The sequence below is a fragment of the Pseudomonas sp. Hp2 genome (assembly GCF_006386585.1).
GTDB lineage: Bacteria > Pseudomonadota > Gammaproteobacteria > Xanthomonadales > Xanthomonadaceae > Pseudomonas_S > Pseudomonas_S boreopolis.
In genome coordinates this window covers 640,973-659,715 of sequence record NZ_VAHJ01000002.1, presented here as the reverse complement: position 1 = coordinate 659,715, position 18,743 = coordinate 640,973, and the positions used below count along the sequence as shown (strand labels likewise).

The 18,743-nt window shown below is 69.1% G+C and carries 19 protein-coding genes; 7 read left to right on the top strand and 12 right to left on the bottom strand.

The window, feature by feature from the left end; all coding sequences use genetic code 11:
* Positions 1–18: 18 nt before the first annotated feature.
* Positions 19–633 carry a CDP-alcohol phosphatidyltransferase family protein gene (locus tag FD678_RS08115; RefSeq protein WP_177497633.1) on the bottom strand — a complete coding sequence of 205 codons (615 nt, stop codon included), beginning with the start codon at positions 631–633 and terminating at the stop codon, positions 19–21.
* 85 nt (positions 634–718) lie between these two features.
* Between FD678_RS08115 and FD678_RS08110 the strand changes: the two genes are divergently transcribed.
* Complete coding sequence (locus tag FD678_RS08110; protein WP_140721117.1) at positions 719–1,486, top strand: 3-hydroxybutyrate dehydrogenase; 768 nt, start codon at positions 719–721, stop codon at positions 1,484–1,486.
* Between the two features lie 255 nt (positions 1,487–1,741).
* Here the strand turns inward: FD678_RS08110 and FD678_RS08105 are convergent, their stop codons facing one another.
* The 3 genes from FD678_RS08105 to ppsR all read right to left on the bottom strand — a co-directional run bounded on the left by FD678_RS08105 (position 1,742) and on the right by ppsR (position 3,708).
* The gene (locus FD678_RS08105; RefSeq protein ID WP_140721114.1) at positions 1,742–2,230 is read right to left on the bottom strand and encodes an NUDIX hydrolase; all 489 of its coding nucleotides are present in this window, start codon (positions 2,228–2,230) and stop codon (positions 1,742–1,744) included.
* 53 nt (positions 2,231–2,283) lie between these two features.
* The gene (locus FD678_RS08100; protein ID WP_140721111.1) at positions 2,284–2,784 is read right to left on the bottom strand and encodes a DUF1249 domain-containing protein; all 501 of its coding nucleotides are present in this window, start codon (positions 2,782–2,784) and stop codon (positions 2,284–2,286) included.
* A gap of 102 nt (positions 2,785–2,886) precedes the next feature.
* Positions 2,887–3,708, bottom strand: a complete 822-nt coding sequence (gene ppsR, locus FD678_RS08095) for a posphoenolpyruvate synthetase regulatory kinase/phosphorylase PpsR (protein ID WP_140721108.1) — start codon at positions 3,706–3,708, stop codon at positions 2,887–2,889.
* 146 nt (positions 3,709–3,854) lie between these two features.
* Between ppsR and ppsA the strand changes: the two genes are divergently transcribed.
* Both ppsA and FD678_RS08085 read left to right on the top strand, forming a co-directional pair.
* Positions 3,855–6,233 (top strand): phosphoenolpyruvate synthase, encoded by a 2,379-nt coding sequence (gene ppsA / locus FD678_RS08090; RefSeq protein ID WP_140721105.1) that lies wholly within the window; start codon positions 3,855–3,857, stop codon positions 6,231–6,233.
* A 128-nt stretch (positions 6,234–6,361) separates the two neighbouring features.
* Entirely contained in the window at positions 6,362–7,264 is a 903-nt protein-coding gene (locus tag FD678_RS08085; protein WP_140721102.1) for a mechanosensitive ion channel family protein, read from the top strand.
* 317 nt (positions 7,265–7,581) lie between these two features.
* Here the strand turns inward: FD678_RS08085 and orn are convergent, their stop codons facing one another.
* From orn to mntR, 3 genes are all read right to left on the bottom strand, one after another.
* On the bottom strand, positions 7,582–8,160 hold the full coding sequence (gene orn, locus FD678_RS08080; RefSeq protein ID WP_140721099.1) for an oligoribonuclease: 579 nt from the start codon (positions 8,158–8,160) through the stop codon (positions 7,582–7,584).
* Positions 8,161–8,237: 77 nt separating this feature from the next.
* Positions 8,238–8,738 (bottom strand): tRNA adenosine(34) deaminase TadA, encoded by a 501-nt coding sequence (gene tadA / locus FD678_RS08075; protein ID WP_256661885.1) that lies wholly within the window; start codon positions 8,736–8,738, stop codon positions 8,238–8,240.
* Positions 8,735–9,211, bottom strand: coding sequence for a manganese-binding transcriptional regulator MntR (gene mntR / locus FD678_RS08070; RefSeq protein WP_140721096.1), 477 nt, complete (start codon positions 9,209–9,211; stop codon positions 8,735–8,737). Before mntR ends, tadA begins: the two co-directional genes overlap by 4 nt.
* Positions 9,212–9,334: 123 nt before the next feature.
* On the opposite strand from mntR, the gene FD678_RS08065 reads away from it, so the two are divergent.
* A complete protein-coding gene (locus FD678_RS08065; RefSeq protein ID WP_140721093.1) occupies positions 9,335–10,675 on the top strand; it encodes an Nramp family divalent metal transporter in 1,341 nt (446 codons plus the stop codon).
* Positions 10,676–10,714: 39 nt separating this feature from the next.
* On the opposite strand, the gene FD678_RS08060 is transcribed toward FD678_RS08065, so the two are convergent.
* On the bottom strand, positions 10,715–11,611 hold the full coding sequence (locus FD678_RS08060; protein WP_140721091.1) for a LysR family transcriptional regulator: 897 nt from the start codon (positions 11,609–11,611) through the stop codon (positions 10,715–10,717).
* 145 nt (positions 11,612–11,756) lie between these two features.
* Here FD678_RS08060 and FD678_RS08055 point away from each other — a divergent pair, with 145 nt between their 5' ends.
* Together FD678_RS08055 and FD678_RS08050 are read left to right on the top strand one after the other, a co-directional pair.
* Complete coding sequence (locus tag FD678_RS08055; RefSeq protein ID WP_140721088.1) at positions 11,757–12,398, top strand: hypothetical protein; 642 nt, start codon at positions 11,757–11,759, stop codon at positions 12,396–12,398.
* Between the two features lie 76 nt (positions 12,399–12,474).
* Positions 12,475–14,100: a family 43 glycosylhydrolase gene (locus FD678_RS08050; RefSeq protein WP_140721085.1), complete on the top strand. Its 1,626-nt coding sequence runs from the start codon at positions 12,475–12,477 to the stop codon at positions 14,098–14,100.
* Between the two features lie 27 nt (positions 14,101–14,127).
* Here FD678_RS08050 and FD678_RS08045 read toward each other — a convergent pair whose 3' ends face one another.
* The 3 genes from FD678_RS08045 to FD678_RS08035 form a co-directional block, all read right to left on the bottom strand.
* Entirely contained in the window at positions 14,128–15,639 is a 1,512-nt protein-coding gene (locus FD678_RS08045) for an FAD-dependent oxidoreductase (protein ID WP_140721082.1), read from the bottom strand.
* A gap of 79 nt (positions 15,640–15,718) precedes the next feature.
* On the bottom strand, positions 15,719–16,189 hold the full coding sequence (locus FD678_RS08040) for a DUF2269 family protein (RefSeq protein WP_140721079.1): 471 nt from the start codon (positions 16,187–16,189) through the stop codon (positions 15,719–15,721).
* Positions 16,170–17,453: an SDR family oxidoreductase gene (locus FD678_RS08035; protein ID WP_177497630.1), complete on the bottom strand. Its 1,284-nt coding sequence runs from the start codon at positions 17,451–17,453 to the stop codon at positions 16,170–16,172. Before FD678_RS08035 ends, FD678_RS08040 begins: the two co-directional genes overlap by 20 nt.
* Between FD678_RS08035 and FD678_RS08030 the strand changes: the two genes are divergently transcribed.
* Positions 17,391–17,951, top strand: coding sequence for a hypothetical protein (locus tag FD678_RS08030; RefSeq protein WP_177497629.1), 561 nt, complete (start codon positions 17,391–17,393; stop codon positions 17,949–17,951). The genes FD678_RS08035 and FD678_RS08030 overlap by 63 nt on opposite strands.
* On the opposite strand, the gene FD678_RS08025 is transcribed toward FD678_RS08030, so the two are convergent.
* Entirely contained in the window at positions 17,952–18,743 is a 792-nt protein-coding gene (locus tag FD678_RS08025; RefSeq protein WP_140721069.1) for a TIGR04290 family methyltransferase, read from the bottom strand.

Below are 18,743 nucleotides of genomic sequence, written 5' to 3'. Positions count from 1 at the left end.
CGGAATGCGGCGCCGGCCCTACGGCTTGGGAATCCTCAGCGTCTTGCTGATCATCAGCGAACCGGACAGCGCGAACAGCAGCACCAGCGGATGCAGCTGCCACGGGCCGAGCTGCCACTGCCCCCACCACAGCGCCTCGCCGGTCCGGCCGAGCGAGGCGGCCACCGCCAGCACGATGACCAGCGCCAGGCTGGTCGGGATCGGGGTGCCCTCGAAGTACGGCACCTTGTCGTCCCCGCCGGCGATCTCCTCGGCGGTGACGTTGTAGCGCGCCAGCCGGCTCACGCCGCAGCAGACGAAATAGCTCAGCACCAGCCAATCCCAGCCGCCCTGCATGCCGCAGGCATAGGCGAGCGATGCCGGCGCCACGCCGAACGAGATCACGTCGGCCAGCGAATCGAGCTCGCGCCCCAGCGTGGACGACGACTTGCGCCAGCGCGCCACGCGGCCGTCCAGCGCATCGAAGATGAACGCCAGCGGGATCAGCGCCATGCCGAACAGCAGGTCGCCGCGGTGCCCGTCCTGCAGGAACCGCATCGCCGCGAAGATCGCCCCGGTGCCGCAGAACGCATTGGCCAGGGTGAACCAGTCGGCCAGTTGGAAATCGCGCAGCATCGAGAAATGGCGTTTCATGCGAACCTGTTCGTCGGAATCGCCAACAGGGTAGCGCGACCGGGTCCTGGCGGCGAACCTCGAACCCGTCCAAGGAGCCCCCACGATGACCACTCCGCGTTCCCTCCTGATCACCGGTGCCGGCAGCGGCATCGGCGCCGGCATCGCCCGCGAGCTGGCCCGGGCCGGGCACCACGTCGTGGCCAGCGACCTGTCGCTGGCCGCGGCCCGCCAGGTCGCCGGCGAGATCGCGGCGAACGGCGGTTCCGCCGAGGCAGTGGCGCTCGACGTGACCCGCGACGCGTCGGTCGCCGAGGCCCTGGCCGGCCTCTCGCGGCCGGTGGAGGTGCTGGTCAACAACGCCGGCCTGCAGCACGTCGCCCCGCTCGAGGAATTCCCGATGGAGCAGTGGGACCTGCTGGTGCAGGTCATGCTGACCGGGGTGGCGCGCCTGACCCGGGCGGTGCTGCCGGGCATGCGCGAACGCGGCTTCGGCCGCATCGTCAACATCGGCAGCATCCACTCGCTGGTGGCCAGCCCGTACAAGAGCGCCTACATCGCGGCCAAGCACGGACTGGTCGGCTTTTCCAAGGCGATCGCGCTGGAAACCGCGCGCCACGACATCACCATCAACACGCTCTGCCCCAGCTACGTGCGCACCCCGCTGGTGGAAAGGCAGATCGCCGACCAGGCCCGCACCCGCGGCATCGCCGAGGACGCGGTGATCGGCGACGTCATGCTCAAGCCGATGCCGAAAGGCGTCTTCATCGAGTACGACGAGCTGGCCGGCAGCATCGCCTTCCTGATCTCGCGCGCGGCCCGCAACATCACCGGGCAGACCCTCGCGCTGGACGGCGGCTGGACCGCGACGTAGCGCGGACGGACCGGTCGCCATCCCGGTCATTTTTTCGCCACCCATCTTGACAACGTTGTCTGGCGGGGCCTGCGGGCGGTTGTCCACAGACTTGCCCAGATTTCATCCACAGGCCCTGTGGAAAACGTGAAGGCCCTCACTCCGCGACTGGCGACTTTTTCGCCAATCCTGCCAGGCGGCCTTTGCAATCAGGCGGTTGCGACGCCTATCCACAGTTTTGCCAGGCACGCGTCCACACCGGCTGTGGACAAGGCGTCACAGCCGCGAGTAGGCCCACGACAGCATCCGCCCGTCCCGGTACGGCATCACGCCATGGAACGGCCGGGGGTCGCCGTCGAACACCAGCGGCAGGAAGTGCCGGTCGCCCTCCCACATCGGCAACGCGTGCAGCCGATCGAGCTCGACCCATTCCAGCGTGCCTTCGGCGTTGGCCTCCATCGGCTCGCCCTCGAACGCATCGACCACGAACACGAAGCCCAGCCAGTCCTCGCCATGCTTGCCGAAGCCCGGCCAGCTCAGCGTGCCGCGGAAGCGCATGGCGGTGCATTCGATCCCGGCTTCCTCCAGGATCTCCCTGCGCATCCCGGCCAGCACGTCCTCTTCCGGCTCGATCTTGCCGCCGAGCCCGTTGTACTTGCCGAGGTGGTGGTCGCCCTGGCGGACGTTGCGGTGGATCATCAGGACACGCCGGCCATCCGGCGAGAGCACGTAACCGAGCGTGGCGACGATGGGGGTGTACGGCATGCGGTCGTTCCGGCGGAAAACCGCCAGTATGCCCGACCCGCCCGGCCGGCGAATCAGGCCAGCGAGGCGGGAAGCGCCAGCCCGGCGACGTCGCCGGCCGGCCGCAGCCGCGCGCGCCCGTGCCCCTGGTCGGCCAGGTATTCGAGCCACTTGCCCAGGAAGGTGTTCATGCGCATGCGGTGGCTGATCAGCTCGCGCGGCGGCGGGTACAGCCCGATCACGTCCTGCCAGCGGCGGCCGACGTAGCAGTGTGTGGTCTCGGCCTGGCGCGCGTCGCGATACACGCGCACGAACGCGGAGGGATCGGGCTCGCCGGTCAGCGGATCGCAGAAGTCGTAGGTGAGGCGAAGCTCCACCGTGTAGCGATGGCGCTCGATCACCTCCAGCCGCACGTCCAGGCCGTCGCCGACGCTGGACAGGTAGCACCCTTCCGGCAGGTCGCCGGGGGCGAACAGGCGGTTCAGGTGCACGTAGTTTTCCGCATACAGGCCCATCAGCCAGCCGAACTGGCTCAGGCGCGGGATGCGTTCGTAGCGGGCCGGGACGTTGTGCATGGGGTCGATCCTACACGCTGCACTGCGTCAACGGCAGGATTGACGCCCTGCCCCCGTGGGCCTACGGTGATCACTCGCCCCGGGCGTTTCCGGGGCGCCCGCTCAGAACATCTCGCGCTGCAGCCCGAAGGTGGTGAGCACCTTGCTGGAGATTTCCTCGATCGAGGTGTGGGTGGTGCTCAGGGTCGGGATGCGCTCGACCTGGAACATGCGCTCGGCCGCGGCCACCTCGCGGCGGCAGGTCTCCGGCGCGGAATAGCGCGAGTTCGGGCGCCGCTCCTGGCGGATCTGCTGCAGCCGTTCCGGATCGATGGTGAGCCCGAACAGTTTCCTGCGATACGGACGCAGCCGGGGCGGCAGCCGGTCGGTTTCCAGGTCCTCGTCGGTGAGCGGGTAATTGGCCGCCTTGATGCCGTAGTGCAGCGCCAGGTAGATGCAGGTCGGCGTCTTGCCCGCGCGCGAAACCGCGACCAGGATCACGTCCGCCTCGTCGTAGTTCAAGGCCACGCCGTCGTCGTGGCTGAGCGCGAAGTTCATCGCATTGATGCGGCGGTGGTAGGTCTCGAAATCGACCATGCCGTGCGCCTGGCCGACCCGCGAATGACGGGGCGTGTTGAGCTCCCGCTCCAGCGGCTCGATGAAGGGCGCGAACACGTCCAGCATCAGCGCCCCGCTCTCGGCCAGGATCATGCTCAGGGCCGGGTCCACGCAGGAATTCACCACGATCGGGCGCACCTGGTAGCGCTCGCCGGCGGCCTGGATCCGCTGGCTGGCCTCGCGGGCCTTGTCTGCATCGTCGATGAACGACATGCGGTCGGTGACGAAGCTGAAACCGCTGAACTGGGTCAGCAGGCTGTGCCCAATGGTTTCAGCGGTGATACCGGTTCCATCGGATACGTAGAACACCGGCCGGATCGTCGACATCGGGCGAAATCTCCCTGTTGGAACGCCGGAATGCCCTGTAATCAAGCTTGTGCGGGCTCGGCTGTGCACTGCATCATAGCGGTTCTTCCTACGGACGCGGCCATGCAGCCCGGCCCATCGGGCGATGGTCAAACGGAGCATCGCGCTTGAACGAGAACATCCTGTGGTTGCATGAACTGCGCTTGGCCGACCTGGCCCGCGTGGGCGGTAAGAATTCGTCGCTCGGCGAAATGATCGGCAACCTGGCCGGCCTGGGCGTTTCGGTCCCCGGCGGCTACGCCACCACGGCCGAGGCGTTCAAGGCGTTCATCGCCTACAACGACCTGTCCAAGCGCATCTACGACAAGCTGGCCACGCTGGACGTCGAGGACGTCGCCGCGCTGACCGCCGCCGGCAAGGAAATCCGCGGCTGGGTGATCGACGCGCCGCTGCAGCCCGACCTCGACAAGGACATCCGCGACGCCTACGCCAAGCTCAGCGCCGAGAACGGCGGCGGCGACGTGGCCGTGGCGGTGCGCTCCTCGGCCACCGCCGAGGACCTGCCCGATGCCTCCTTCGCCGGCCAGCAGGAAACCTTCCTCAACGTCACCGGCGCCGACGACGTCGTGCACAAGGTCAAGGAAGTGTTCGCCTCGCTGTACAACGACCGCGCCATCGCCTACCGCGTGCACCACGGCTTCAAGCACGAGGACGTCTTCCTGTCGGCCGGCGTGCAGCTGATGGTGCGCTCGGGCGTGGGCTCCTCCGGCGTGCTGTTCACCCTGGACACCGAGTCCGGCTTCCGCGACGTGGTGTTCGTCACCTCGTCCTTCGGCCTGGGCGAAATGGTCGTGCAGGGCGCGGTCAACCCGGACGAGTTCTACGTCTACAAGCCCACCCTGCAGGCCGGCAAGCCGGCGATCCTGCGCCGCTCGCTCGGCAGCAAGGCGATCCGCATGGTGTACTCGGACGTCCCGGGCGAACGCGTCCGGGTCGAGGACACCCCGGCGGACCTGCGCGCCACCTTCTCCATCGGCGACGAGGACGTGCACGAGCTGGCCAGGCAGGCGCTGGTCATCGAGAAGCACTACGGCCGCCCGATGGACATCGAGTGGGCCAAGGACGGCGTCAGCGGCAAGCTGTTCATCGTGCAGGCGCGCCCTGAGACGGTGAAGTCGCGCAGCCACGCCACCCAGATCGAGCGCTTCGCGCTGACCGAGAAGGGCGGCAAGGTGCTGGCCGAAGGCCGCGCCGTGGGCGCCAAGATCGGCGCCGGCGTGGCCCGCGTGGTCAAGTCGCTGGACGACATGAACCGCGTGCAGCCGGGCGACGTGCTGATCGCCGACATGACCGACCCGGACTGGGAACCGGTGATGAAGCGCGCCTCGGCCATCGTCACCAACCGCGGCGGGCGCACCTGCCACGCGGCCATCATCGCCCGCGAGCTGGGCGTGCCGGCCGTGGTCGGCTCGGGCAACGCCACCCAGGTGATCGAGGATGGCCAGCTGGTCACCGTCAGCTGCGCCGAAGGCGACACCGGCTTCATCTACGAGGGCAAGCTCGGCTTCGAGCGCGCGACCACCGACCTGGGCAACATGCCGCCGGCGCCGCTGAAGATCATGATGAACGTGGCCAACCCGGAGCGTGCCTTCGACTTCGGCCAGCTGCCGAACGCCGGCATCGGCCTGGCCCGCCTGGAAATGATCATCGCCAGCCACATCGGCATCCACCCGAACGCGCTGCTGGAATACGACCGCCAGGACGCGGCGACCAAGAAGAAGATCGACGAGAAGATCGCCGGCTACGGCGACCCGGTCGGCTTCTACGTGAACCGCCTGGCCGAGGGCATCGCCACCCTCACCGCCTCGGTCGCGCCGAACCCGGTGATCGTGCGCCTGTCGGACTTCAAGTCCAACGAGTACGCCAACCTGATCGGCGGCAGCAACTACGAGCCGCACGAAGAGAACCCGATGATCGGCTTCCGCGGCGCCAGCCGCTACGTCGACCCGAGCTTCGCCGCCGCCTTCGCGCTGGAGTGCAAGGCCGTGCTGCGCGTGCGCAACGAGATGGGCCTGGACAACCTCTGGGTCATGATCCCGTTCGTGCGCACCCTGGAAGAAGGCCGCAAGGTGGTCGAGGTGCTGGCCCAGAACGGCCTGAAGCAGGGCGAGAACGGCCTGAAGATCATCATGATGTGCGAGGTGCCGTCCAACGCGCTGCTCGCCGACGAGTTCCTGGAGATCTTCGACGGCTTCTCGATCGGCTCCAACGACCTGACCCAGCTGAGCCTGGGCCTGGACCGCGACTCGTCGATCGTCGCCCACCTGTTCGACGAGCGTAACCCGGCGGTGAAGAAGCTGCTGTCGATGGCGATCAAGTCGGCGCGCGCCAAGGGCAAGTACGTCGGCATCTGCGGCCAGGGCCCGTCCGACCATCCGGACCTGGCCGAGTGGCTGATGCAGGAAGGCATCGAGTCGGTGTCGCTGAACCCGGACACCGTGGTCGATACCTGGCTGCGCCTGGCCAAGCGCAAGGCCAGCGCCTGATACCACCCCCGTCACGCCACGGTCGCTAGATTGGCCGCACGCAAGCCCCGCCATGCGGGGCTTCGCGTTTCTCGGGACCGCCGTTCCACGGAACCGTCCTGCAAACCCTCCCGCAGAAGGAGCCCTCCATGGCACAAAGCGTCGTATCCAGCCTGCCCGCCGCCACGTCCTGGTTCCACCGCCTGGACTGGCAGCACATCTTCGAGACCTACGGGGTCCCGGCGCTGTCGGCGCTGGTATTGCTGCTGGTCGGCCTGTGGCTGGCCAAGCGCATCGCCAACGCGGTGCCGCGCGCGACCGCGCGCGTGGGCGTGGACCCGATGCTGGGCAGCTTCCTGCGCAACATCGCCTACATCGCCTCGCTGGTGATCGTGGTCATCCTCGCCATCGCCACGCTGGGCGTGCAGATCTCGCCGCTGCTCGCGGTGCTCGGCACCGCCGGCCTGGCGATCGGCCTGGCGTTGAAGGATTCGCTGTCCAACATCGCCTCGGGCGTGATGCTGGTGACGCTGCGGCCGTTCCACGTCGGCCATACCGTCACCGTGGCCGGCCAGACCGGCACCGTGCGCGAGGTCCGCATCTTCCAGACCGTGCTGGAAGGCGCCGACAAGCAGATCTTCACCATCCCCAACAACCTGATCACCGCCTCGGCCATCGTCAACCTGACCGCGCAGCCGACGCGGCGCGTGGAGCTGGTGATCGGCATCGGCTACGACGACGACATCCGCCTTGCCCGCAAGGTCGCGCTCGAGGCGATGCAGGCCGACGCGCGCGTGCTGAAGGCGCCGGAGCCGGACGTGGTGGTCTACGAGCTCGGGAACAACGCCGTGAACCTCGGCATCCGCTGCTTCGTGAACACGCCGGACTGGTTCGCCGCCAAGGTCGCGCTGCTGGAGCAGATCAAGCTGGATTTCGACAAGGCCGGCATCAACATCCCGTACCCGCAGCAGGACATGCACCTCTACCTGCACGGCAAGGACGGGGAACGCACCAGCGTCGAGGCGCTGGTGCGCGACAGCAAGCCCAACTGATCCGCCATCGCCCTCGTGGGAGCCGTTTTTGTGGGAGCGGCTCTTGTGGGAGCGGCTTCAGCCGCGATGGAGCTTTACCAACATCCTGATCAGCAGACGCCCGTCGTCCCCGCGCAGGCGGGGACCCAGCGACTTGAGGCTTTACCGCGGAAAGACACTGGGTCCCCGCCTGCGCGGGGACGACGTTGCCGGAGCATCTGCTGAAATTCGATGCTGACCAGGCGTCGATCTCGGTAAGGCCCTGTCGCGGCTGAAGCCGCTCCCACGAAGAGCAATCGGACTACCAGGAGCGGCCGGGCAAGAGCAATCGGGACAGCTCAAACCGGCGCGGCAGGCATTCCGGCCAGTTCGCCCATGAAACGGCGATAGTGGCGCAGTTCTGCGATCGAATCGTGCACGTCGCTCAAGGCGGTATGGCTGGATGTCTTGGTCACGCCTTCCAGCACCGCCGGCGCCCAGCGCCGCGCCAGTTCCTTGATCGTGGAAACGTCGAGGTTGCGGTAATGGAAGTAGCGCTCCAGGCGCGGCATCTGCCGGTGCAGGAAGCGCCGGTCCTGGCAGATCGAGTTGCCGCACATCGGCGAGGCGCCCGCCTTGATCCATTTCTGCAGGAAGGCCACGGTGTGCGCCTCGGCCTGGCCCAGGGTGACGTCGCTTTCGATCACGCGCGTCCACAGCCCCGAGCGCTGGTGCTGGTTGCGGTTCCACTCGTCCATCGCCTGCAGCGTCTCCAGCGGATGGTGGATCGCGAACTCCGGGCCTTCCGCCAGCACGTTGAGCTGGGCGTCGGTGACGACCGTGGCGATCTCGATGATGGAATCGCGATCGGTATCGAGCCCGGTCATTTCCAGGTCGATCCAGATCAGCCGGTCGCTGTCCGTGGAGTTGTCGGCCATCGTGTCGCCTATCCGGTGAAATCGGGACGGCATGATAGCGCAGCGCTATGCAATGCCCGCACCGGCGCCAGGCGCGTTCAATCGACGACGGGCGGCTTGCCGCGCTTGGCGCGGAAGTAGTTGGTCAGCCGCCGGCCGGCCTCGTCGGCGAACACGCCCTGGTCGACCTGCACGCGGTGGTTGTGGCGCGGATCGCCGATCAGGTCGAACACGCTGCCGCAGGCGCCTGTCTTCGGGTCGCGCGCCGCGTACACCACGCGCGCGATGCGCGCGTGCACCATCGCCATCGCGCACATCGCGCAGGGTTCGAGCGTGACGTAGAGCGTGCAGCCGACCAGCCGGTGGTTGCCGAGCCTGCGGCCGCCCTCGCGCATCGCCATGATCTCGGCATGCGCGCTGGGATCGTGGCTGGCGATGTTGTAGTTCCAGCCCTTGCCGATCATCCGGCCTTCCGGATCGACCAGCACCGCGCCGACCGGGATCTCGTCGAACTCGCGCTCGGCCCGGTCGGCCAGGGCGAGCGCGTGGCGCATCCAGCGCTCGTCGTCGCCGGCCTGTGGCAGGACGGCGGCATTCACCCCTCGCCCCCCTTCTCTTCCAGCTTGCGCACGAACGCCTCGAACACGGCCAGCGTGGCCTCGCTGACGTGGTGCTCGATGCCTTCGGCATCGCGGCGCGCGGTCGCCTCGTCCACGCCCAGCGCGAGCAGGAAACGCTCCACCGTCTGGTGGCGCTGCCGGCTGGCGGCGGCCAGGGCCTCGCCGGCCTCGGTCAGGAACACGCCCCGGTACGGCCGCTGCACCACCCAGCCGCCCTTGACCAGGCGCTTGAGCATCTTCGCCACGGTCGGCTGGGCCACGCCCAGGCGCATGGCGATGTCGACCTGCCGGGCCTCGCGGCCATCCGCCAGCAGGTCCGAGATCAGCTCGACGTAGTCCTCGATCAGCTCCATCCGGTGCGCCTCGCGCACCTGCCGGAAGCTTTCCACGTGCAGTTCCGCATCGACGAGCGCCGGTGCCGCCGGTTCGAGCTTTTCTTCGCTTCTGCCCACCCTGTGGTCCCGTATCCGATCCTGGCCATCGCACCAGTGCGCCTATTTTGGATCACTCGGCCGATCATTACGATTGAAATTGCCAATGCTCACTAAATTAGCATTTGCTATATAGTACGCATCATGTCCTCCGAATCCGCCCCCACCCCGGCCTGGCCCCGCTCGGCCGCCTCCTCGCCCAGCCTGGGCGAGATGAACGCCAGCGTCTCCGTGCCGAACGGCGGCCACTGGTGGTTCCGGCTGCTCGCCTTCCTGGGCCCCGGCTACATGGTCTCGGTGGGCTACATGGACCCGGGCAACTGGGCCACCGACCTGGGCGGCGGTTCGCAGTTCGGTTACCTGCTGCTGTCGGTGATCCTGCTGTCCAACCTGATGGCGGTGGTGCTGCAGGGACTGTCGGCGCGGCTCGGCATCGCCACCGGCCGCGACCTGGCCCAGGCCTGCCGCGACCACTACTCGCGGCCGGTGAACATCGGCCTGTGGCTGCTCTGCGAGGCGGCGATCATCGCCTGCGACCTGGCAGAGGTGATCGGCACCGCGATCGCGCTGAAGCTGCTGTTCGGCATCCCGCTCACGCTCGGCGCGATCATCACCGCGATCGACGTGATCCTGGTGCTGTACCTGATGAACCGGGGCTTCCGTGCGCTGGAAGCTTTCGTGATCGCCCTGCTGATGGTGATCTTCGCCTGCTTCGCCATCCAGATCGCGATGGCGGCGCCGCCCGTGCGCGACGTGCTCGGCGGATTCATCCCGCGCGCGCAAATCGTCACCGACCCGCAGGCGCTGTACCTGGCGATCGGCATCATCGGCGCCACGGTGATGCCGCACAACCTGTACCTGCATTCCTCGATCGTGCAGACGCGCGCCTATCCGCGCACCGACGAGGGTCGCCGCAGCGCGCTGCGCTGGGCGACCGCCGACAGCACCATCGCGCTGACCCTGGCGCTGCTCATCAACGCGGCCATCCTGATCATGGCCGCCGCCGTGTTCCATGCGCACGGCCGCACCGACGTGCAGGAGATCGAGCAGGCCTACGAGCTGCTGGCGCCGATGCTGGGCGTGGGGCTCGCGTCGACCCTGTTCGCGGTGGCGCTGCTGGCCTCGGGCATCAACTCGACCGTCACCGCCACGCTGGCCGGCCAGATCGTGATGGAAGGCTTCCTGCGCCTGCGCATCCCGACGTGGGCGCGCCGGCTGATCACACGCGGCCTGGCGATCGTGCCGGTGGTGGTCGTCACCGCGCTCTACGGCGAGAAGGGCACGGCGCAGTTGCTGGTGTTCAGCCAGGTGCTGCTGTCGATGCAGTTGCCGTTCGCGGTGATCCCGTTGGTGCGCTTCGTGTCCGACCGGTCGAAGATGGGCGCGCTGGTCGCGCCACGCTGGCTGGTGCGCATCGCCTGGCTGATCGCGGCGGTGATCGTGGTGCTCAACCTGAAGCTGATCGGCGACACGCTGCTGCACTGACAGCGACGCCGGCGGCCGGGCCGGAAACGGTCGCAGGCCCTAGCTTCCGGCGTTCAATACCGCTTCCTGCTCGGCCGCCAGCTGCAGCCATGCCTGCGCCGCATGCGAGAGGAAGGCGCCGCGGCGCCATACCAGCGCCATGTGCCAGGCCAGGTCCTGGTCTTCGAGCGGCAGCGTCACGACCTGCGGGTTCGGGCGGCGCACGGCGATCATCCGCGGCAGCATCGCCAGCCCCATGCCGGCGGCGACCAGGGCGACGATGAAATCGATCTGGCCGCTGCGCGCCGCTTCGTGCGGCGTGAACCCATGCTGCTGGCAGGCCTCGATGATCTTGCGGTTGAACATGAAGCCCTTGTCGAACAGGATGAACGGCGTCTCGCGCAGCATGTCCAGCCGCAGCGACGGCTGGCTCGCCAGCGGATGCTGCTTCGGCAGCAGCACCATCAACGGCTCGCGCCGCACCGATTGCCATTCGAAGTCTTCCGACACCGGCAGCAGGCTGCCGGCCAGCTCGACTTCGCCGGCGCGCAGGCTGTCTTCCAGCGCCTGGCTGCCCTGCTCCAGCACCTTGAGATCGATGTGCGGATAGCGTTCGCGATAGATCGCGAACAGCGGCGCGAACAATACGTCGCTGCCCAGCGGCGGCAGGCCGATGTGCAGCTCGCCGCGCTTGAGCCCGCGCAGTTCTTCCAGTTCGGCCAACAGGTTGTCGCGCTCGCCGAGCAGCACCAGCGCGCGCCGGTAGACGATCTCGCCGGCCTGCGTCAGGCGGATGCCCTGGCGCGAGCGGTCGACCAGCACCAGGCCAAGCTCGTCCTCCAGCTGCCGGATCGCCTTGCTGACCGTCGGCTGCGTGGCGAACAGCGATTGCGCCGCGGCGGAGAACCCGCCACGGCGCACGACTTCGACCAAGACCCGGAGTTGCCTGATATCCATGCTGAACTCGAATAATTTGAGCCAGATGGATTCATTTTACTTATGCGAGCCCTGGAGGACCACCGTTCCGGCCTCGTTTCGCGTCGAGCGCCGGCCGGGCGGCAGGCAGCTGCGGCTCCGTTCAGCAATCCCACGAATTTACGACATGCCGCTGCCGATCCTGCCCACCACGATGGAAGAAGGCAGGACCGTGAAGAACAGCGATCCCTCCGGCGCCCGCGATCTCAAGTGGCTGGTCGGCGACATCGGCGCCAGTTATCGCCGGCGGATGCTGCCTCCGCTGGGCCTGGTCCTGGCGGCGATGGCCGCGGGCGCGGCCTGGATGCAGGCCAGTCCCAACCTGGCTGCCGCCGCGGCGGGCACCTCGTTCCTGGTCACCGGTTGCGTCGTGAACTGGCCGCGCCGCCGGCGTCTTTCGTTCCCCGGCTGGCGGACCGTGGGCCTGCTGGCATCCGCTTACGCCGGCTTCGGCGGCGCGCTCTTCCCCGAGCGGCTGTGCATCGCGCTGCTTGCGCTCGGCGCGCTGGCCGCGCTGGCGGACATGGGCCTGTACGTGCTCAGGACCTTCGGCGAGGCGACCCGGCTGGCCGAGCAGGTGGAGCACATGGACGAGCACGACCTGCTGGCGCTGCTGCCCGACCAGGCCCGCGACGACGCGAGGCGCTGGCAGGCCGGCGACGACAGCAAGGCCGCCGAACTGGCGGTGGTGATCCACCTCGGCGCGCTCTGGATGGCGCTGGAACTCCAGCGCACCCATCGCCACGAGCACGGCATGGCCCTGCTCTGACCGGCGCCGCGCACCCTGCCGTCCCCGGGACATCGTGCGCCTGGCACCGGCGCGGGACTTGCCCCAGACTGGCGGGATGCCAGAGATAACCCGACGCAGGTTGTTCAAGGCCGTGGTGGCCGGTACCGCCGCGGCGCCCTTCGCCTCGACCGCGCTCGCCGCGCCGCCGTGCGAGCCCGCCACTGCATCGCCGCGCTGGGCGCGCGGGATAGAAGGCCAGCGCAAGGCCGACCTCGGCGACGGCACCTACCTCAATCCGATCGTCGCCGGGGACCATCCCGACCCGACCATCCTCAAGGACGGCGACGATTACTACATGACGTTCTCGTCGTTCCTGTCCTACCCGGGCATCGTGATCTGGCACTCCACCGACCTGGTCAACTGGGCGCCGATCGGGCCCGCGCTGCACAAGCCGCTCGGTACGGTCTGGGCGCTGGACCTGTGCAAGCACGGCGACCGCTACTACGTGTACATCCCCGCCGACCCGACCGGCCAGGGATGGTCGATCCACGTGATCTGGGCCGACGACATCCGCGGCCCCTGGAGCGATCCGATCGACCTGCATATCCCGGGCTGCATCGATCCCGGCCATGTCGTCGGCGAGGACGGCAAGCGCTACCTGTTCGTCAACGGCATCCGCCGGATCCGCCTGCGCGACGACGGCCTCGCCACCGATGGCGAACTGGAACCCGCCTACAGCCCCTGGCGCTACCCGGCCGACTGGATCGTCGAGAACTTCGCGCCCGAAGGGCCGAAATTGACGCGCCGCGGCGACTGGTTCTACCTGGTGACCGCGGTCGGCGGGACCGCCGGGCCGGTCACCGGGCACATGGTGATCGCCGCCCGTTCCCGCTCGATCCACGGGCCGTGGGAGCACTGCCCGCACAACCCGCTGGTGCGCACCACCCGCGAATCGGAACCGTGGTGGTCGCGCGGCCATGCCACGCTGGTCGAGGGCCCGGCCGGCGACTGGTGGATGGTCTACCACGGCTACGAGAACGGCTTCAGGACGCTGGGCCGGCAGACCCTGCTCGAACCGGTCGAATGGACCGACGACGGCTGGTTCCGGCCGCGCGGCGGCGACCTGTCGCGCCCGCTTCCCAAGCCAACCGGAGGCAAGTCGGGCGCGGCGGGCTTCGCGCTGTCCGACGATTTCTCCAAGGACCGGTCCGGCGTCCAGTGGAGCTTCCACGCGCCTGGCCCCGACGAGGCCAGGCGCACCCGGTTCGACGGCAAGGGCCTGCTGCTCGCGGCGGCCGGCGCTTCGCCGACCGACAGTTCGCCGCTGACCTGCCTGGTGGGCGATCGCGCCTACGAAGCGGAAGTGACGATCGACCTGATCGACGGCGCCGAAGGCGGGCTGCTGCTGTTCTACAACCACAAGGCGTTCGTGGGCATCGGTTTTGCGCCGGACGTCGTCAAGGGCTTCCAGTACGCCGCCGAGCATCCGTGGATGCGGAAGGAGCAGCGCACCTCCAGCGTGCGGATACGGCTCACCAACGACCACCACGTGGTGACCTACCACTACTCGCACGACGACGGGAAGCACTGGACGCTCTACGGCACCCGCATGGAAGTGTCGGGCATGCACCACAACGTCTTCGGCGATTTCCTGAGCCTCAGGCTCGGCATCTACAGTGCCGGCCAGGGCAGCATCCGGATCCGCGACTTCGCCTACCGGGCGCTGGACGGGACGGCCTAGGCGCCCTGGCATGCGGCGTTCGCCGGGTCAGGCCTCCTTCCAAGGGGCGAGCGCCGCGTTGGCCGGGCCGTTCAACACCCGGCCGGTTTCCTTGTCGAAGCGGGAGCCGTGGCAAGGGCAATCCCAGGACTTCTCCTGCGGGCTCCAGCGCACCGCGCAACCCATGTGCGGGCAGCGCGCATTGAACGAATGCAGTGCGCCCTGGGCGTCGCGATAAACCGCGACGCGATGCAGGCCACGGCGCAACACGGTCCCCTCGCCGCGCGCCAGCGTCTCCGGGTCGCCTTCGCCCGGGGCCACCCAGTCGCGGTACTGCGCCGCCACGTTGGCGTTCTCGCGCAGCCATTCGCGCCCGCCCTGGACGATCTTGCGATCGGGCGCGTACAGCGTCTTCCACGGGTTGTCGCGCCCGCCGACTAGGTCGGAGACCAGCAGGCCGCCCAGCGTGCAGTGGGTCACGCCGTTGCCGGAGTCGCCGGTGATCACGTAGACGTTCTTCTCGCCGCCCGGGTCGGCGCCGATGAACGCCAGCGAGTCGGCCGGCTCGATGATCTGGCCGGACCAGCCATGGGTGAAGCGTTTCACGCCGGGCAAGCGCGCGCGCGTCCACGCCTGCAGGCGGGCGAAGGCCTCGGTGTCTTCGCTCTGCCCGGTCTTGTGGTCCTCGCCGCCCACGATGACGACCGTGGCGCCGCTGTCGGGATCCTTGGCCAGGCGCACGTAGTGGTACGGATCGCCGTCGTCCCAGATCAGCGCGTCGGGCAAGGCGTCGGGCTCGACCGGGCCGGCCACCACGTAGCTGCGGTAGGCGGCCTGCTTGGTATGGATCGCGATCCTTTCGTGGAAAGGCACGTTGGTGGCGACCACCACCGCATCGGCGCTCAGCGTCCGGCCGGACTGCAGCGCGACCGAAGCCGGCGCGCCTCCCTTCACGTCGACCGCGTTGCCGCGGAAGAAGACCACCCCGGCCGCCGCGCAGGCCTGCACCAGCGCATCGATGTAGCGGCCGATGTTGATGCGCGCCTGGCGTTCGAAACGCACCGCCGGGCCCAGCGCCGGCAGGCCGGGAATGCCCTCCTCCAGGTAGCTGGCTTCCAGCCCGGACTGCACCGCGGCCTGGGCTTCGCCGCGCAGTCCCTGCACGTCGTCGCTGCAGGTGAACAGGTAACCGGGCACGCGACGGAAGCCGCATTGCCCGTCGATGTCCTGCACGAAGGCCTCGATCCAGTCGACGGCGGCCGCGTGGCTGGCCGCGACCAGGCGCGCCCCCTCGCTCCCGTGCAGGCGCGCCAGCGACCGATAACGATCGTCGACGGCCGAGGCCAGGTGCGCGGTCGAACGTCCGGACTCGCCGGCGCCGGGCGCGTCGCGCTCGATCACGACCACGGAGCGCCCGTCCTGGGCGCAGTTCAACGCCGTCACCAGTCCGGCCACGCCGGCCCCGACCACCAGCACGTCCACGTGCGGAGGCGTGCCGGTCGTGAACAGGATCGGTTCGGAGCGGATCTTCCAGAGGGGGTGGGTCAACGCGGTGGACATGGGATCCTCCTGGCATGGAACCTGCCGTTCTTGGTGCGTTTCCAACCTAGCCACGGCGATGGCATCGCCAGGTGAAGCCTCACGACAGCGCCGGCTTGGCCGTCATCAGGTAGAAGATGGCCAGGAAGGAAACGAGTGCGGGTACGCCCAGCGCGGCCCAGGCGCCCAGATAGCCGTCGTAGCGCAGCGGCAGCGGCCGGTCGCGGGCGGCGGCCTCGACCGCGATGTCGCGCAATCGCATCTGCAGCCAGACCACCGGCAGCCAGCACAACGCCGCGATCGCGAACAGCACGATCGACCAGTACAGCCAGGGCGTGCCCAGCGGAACGCCGAGCAGGTGCGCGAGATAGAGGCCGGACAGCGGTTGGAACACGATCGTGGTGGCGGTGAAGCACCAGTCGGCGACGACCACCAGCCGCGCCACCGCGGCGATCGTGCGCGGGTCGCGGCCGCGGCTGGCGAAGAACAGGTAGAACGCGGTGCCCACGCCGGTGCCGAACAGGAACGTAGACGACAGGATATGCAGGAACTTAACGGTGGCCAGGTCCATCGCGATCCTCCAGCCGCATCAGCGCGCAGATCAGCGCGAACAGCGGCAGGTTCTTGAGCACCGGGCCGTAGGGGTGCGCCCAGAACTCCGGCAACCACAGGCTGATCACCAGCGTGTAGAAGCCGATCGCCGCCAGTTGCAGGCCATACGCCGCCCGCCTCCAGCGCCGGGACCACATGCCCAGGCCGAGCAGCGCATCCAGCGCCGCCGCCGCGTACAGCGCGGACGGCGCCAGCGCCTCCGGGACCTGCGCGCGGTGCAGCAGGTCCAGGCTGGCGGCGCGCGGATAGACGAACGCGGAGATCCACGCGGTAGCCAGCCAGGTCAGCGAGACGCTGGCGCGCAGCAGCGGGAGCAGGTTCGCCAGGTCGGCGGACCTGCCCAGCACGGCCGCTTCGCCGGCACCGATGAAGGCGCCGGCCGGGCGCAACGGCCTGCCCACGATCGAGCGCCACAACCGCGCGTCGGCGCAGTTGCCCTGCTGCAGCATCGCCAGCGCATCGGGATCGACCAGGCTGCCCGGCACCCGCTTCAGCGCCCTTGCCGCGGACACTGCCGCCTGCGGGGGCACCGGCACGATGCGCGGCCTGCGCCCGATGCCCGCCGCCAGGGTCTGCAGGTACGCGGCAAGCGACAGGCGCTCCGGTCCCACGGCGTTCACCAGCGGTGGCGGATCCGGATGCGTCGCCAGCACGGCCACGCCATCGCACAGGTCCGCCAGGTGCAGGGGCTGCACGCACTGGCTCCCCCCTTGCGGCAACGGCAGCAGCGGCAGGCTGGCCAGGCGCAGGAACAACCGGGTGCTGGCGCCGTCGCCGGCGAATACCAGCGACGGCCGCACCACGACCACCCTGCCAGGGAACTCCCATGCGCAGGCATCGCCGTGCGCCTTGCTGCGCAGGTACGCGGTCGGGGCGTCGGGCCGGGCGCCGAGCGCGGAGATCTGGATCAGGCGGCCGACGCCGGCCGCGGCCGCCAGCGCGAACAGGCTACACGGCCCGTTCACGTGCACGGCCTCGAAACTCGCACGGCCACGCTCGCGGAAGATGCCGGCGGCATTGATCACCACATCGATCCCGGCGAACGCCATCGCGGCCTCGGCCGTGCAGGCCATCGGCTCCGCGTAGTCCACCCGGACGAGGCGCCGGCCGGGCCAGCGGCCGGCCGCGGCGGCTTCGTCCCGCACCGCAAGGACCACCTCATGCCCATCCCGCTCCAGGCGCGCGACCAGCGCCGAACCGATCAGGCCGTTGGCACCGGCCACCAGCACGGTCGACCGTCGCGCTGGCGCATCGTGCTGCGCCGCGCCCTGTGCTCGGGCAGCTGCGCCAGCCTCTGTTCCACCCTGGCGATCTCCTGGCTGAGCCATCGGCGTACCCGCGCCACGGCGGCCGCCACCAATGCGACCAGCCAGTGGCTGTGGGGCGGCGAGGCCCACCGGCAGGACCGGGTCAGCGTCCGCCACACGCTGGCGGGCTACCTGATCCACCACGCCAGTTCGCTGTTCTGGGCGATCGCATTCGAACGCCTGCGCCGCGGCAGGCGCGACCGGCCGCGCATGGCGGCGCTCGCGACGGCCACCTCGGCGGTGGCCTACGCGGTGGACTACCACGTCGTGCCCCGCCGGCTTTCGCCGGGTTTCGACCGTCGTCTGCACGGGCGCGACCTGGCCGTCATCTACGCCAGCTTCGCGCTCGGGCTGGCCGTGCCCTGGCTGCTCGCGCGAGGGCGCGGCACGACGCGGATGCGCGGAGGCCGGTGATCACCGGCCTGCCCTCCCGGATGGGCTCCCGTCCCCCACGATCGCGTCCAGCTCGCGCGCGGCGAACGGATCGAGGGAATCGCCGGCGCGGCACAACCAGGTCTCGTGGGTGAGTTGCCGCTGCACCTCGAACCCGGCGCTGCGCGCCATCGCCAGCACGCAGGCCGCATTGGGCGCCCACCAGTTGGTCGGATCGCCGGCCAGCCGGTGCTCGATGAAGGCCATGCGCGGCCAACCGGGCGACTGCAGGCGATCGCGCTCGTCCAGGCCCAGGTCGGGCGGCGTGTCCAGCTGTTCGGTTTCGGGCATGGTCATGGTCTGCAACACCATGCGGTCGGCGCACTTGCGGCGGACGATGTCCAGCGCCAGCAGCGGGTGGCGCAGGTGGTACAGCACGCCCATCAGCCAGATCCAGTCGAAACGGCCAGGCAGGTCGGCGATCTCGTAGATCTGCATCTGCCGGAAGCTCACCTGCGCCTCCAGTCCCAGCTGCCTGGCGGCCCAGCGCGCCTGCGCCAGGTAATGCGGGTCCACGTCGATCGCGGTGACGCGGGCGCCGCGCCGCGCCAGCTCGAAGCTGTAGAAGCCGGCGTTGCAGCCGATGTCCAGCACGGTCGCGCCCTGCAGGTCGCGCGGGATGTGCGGCTCGATCTGCCGCCACTTGAACGCGGGGAAATCGCCGTACGCATGGTCCGGCGCGGTCTGTTCCCCGCCGGGCAGGTGCAGGTTGTGGAACCACGGGCCGAGCTCCTGGATGGCCTGCGCCGGCGTTCGGGTATCGGTGGCGATCAT

What these genes read in the sequence shown, in the direction of transcription:
- FD678_RS08115 (WP_177497633.1), bottom strand. Translation starts at nt 633, where the DNA reads ATGAAACGCCATTTCTCGATGCTGCGCGATTTCCAACTGGCCGACTGG.
- FD678_RS08110 (WP_140721117.1), top strand. Translation starts at nt 719, where the DNA reads ATGACCACTCCGCGTTCCCTCCTGATCACCGGTGCCGGCAGCGGCATC.
- FD678_RS08105 (WP_140721114.1), bottom strand. Translation starts at nt 2,230, where the DNA reads ATGCCGTACACCCCCATCGTCGCCACGCTCGGTTACGTGCTCTCGCCG.
- FD678_RS08100 (WP_140721111.1), bottom strand. Translation starts at nt 2,784, where the DNA reads ATGCACAACGTCCCGGCCCGCTACGAACGCATCCCGCGCCTGAGCCAG.
- ppsR (WP_140721108.1), bottom strand. Translation starts at nt 3,708, where the DNA reads ATGTCGACGATCCGGCCGGTGTTCTACGTATCCGATGGAACCGGTATC.
- FD678_RS08085 (WP_140721102.1), top strand. Translation starts at nt 6,362, where the DNA reads ATGGCACAAAGCGTCGTATCCAGCCTGCCCGCCGCCACGTCCTGGTTC.
- orn (WP_140721099.1), bottom strand. Translation starts at nt 8,160, where the DNA reads ATGGCCGACAACTCCACGGACAGCGACCGGCTGATCTGGATCGACCTG.
- FD678_RS08065 (WP_140721093.1), top strand. Translation starts at nt 9,335, where the DNA reads ATGTCCTCCGAATCCGCCCCCACCCCGGCCTGGCCCCGCTCGGCCGCC.
- FD678_RS08060 (WP_140721091.1), bottom strand. Translation starts at nt 11,611, where the DNA reads ATGGATATCAGGCAACTCCGGGTCTTGGTCGAAGTCGTGCGCCGTGGC.
- FD678_RS08055 (WP_140721088.1), top strand. Translation starts at nt 11,757, where the DNA reads ATGCCGCTGCCGATCCTGCCCACCACGATGGAAGAAGGCAGGACCGTG.
- FD678_RS08050 (WP_140721085.1), top strand. Translation starts at nt 12,475, where the DNA reads ATGCCAGAGATAACCCGACGCAGGTTGTTCAAGGCCGTGGTGGCCGGT.
- FD678_RS08045 (WP_140721082.1), bottom strand. Translation starts at nt 15,639, where the DNA reads ATGTCCACCGCGTTGACCCACCCCCTCTGGAAGATCCGCTCCGAACCG.
- FD678_RS08040 (WP_140721079.1), bottom strand. Translation starts at nt 16,189, where the DNA reads ATGGACCTGGCCACCGTTAAGTTCCTGCATATCCTGTCGTCTACGTTC.
- FD678_RS08030 (WP_177497629.1), top strand. Translation starts at nt 17,391, where the DNA reads ATGCCCATCCCGCTCCAGGCGCGCGACCAGCGCCGAACCGATCAGGCC.
- FD678_RS08025 (WP_140721069.1), bottom strand. Translation starts at nt 18,743, where the DNA reads ATGATCGCCACCGATACCCGAACGCCGGCGCAGGCCATCCAGGAGCTC.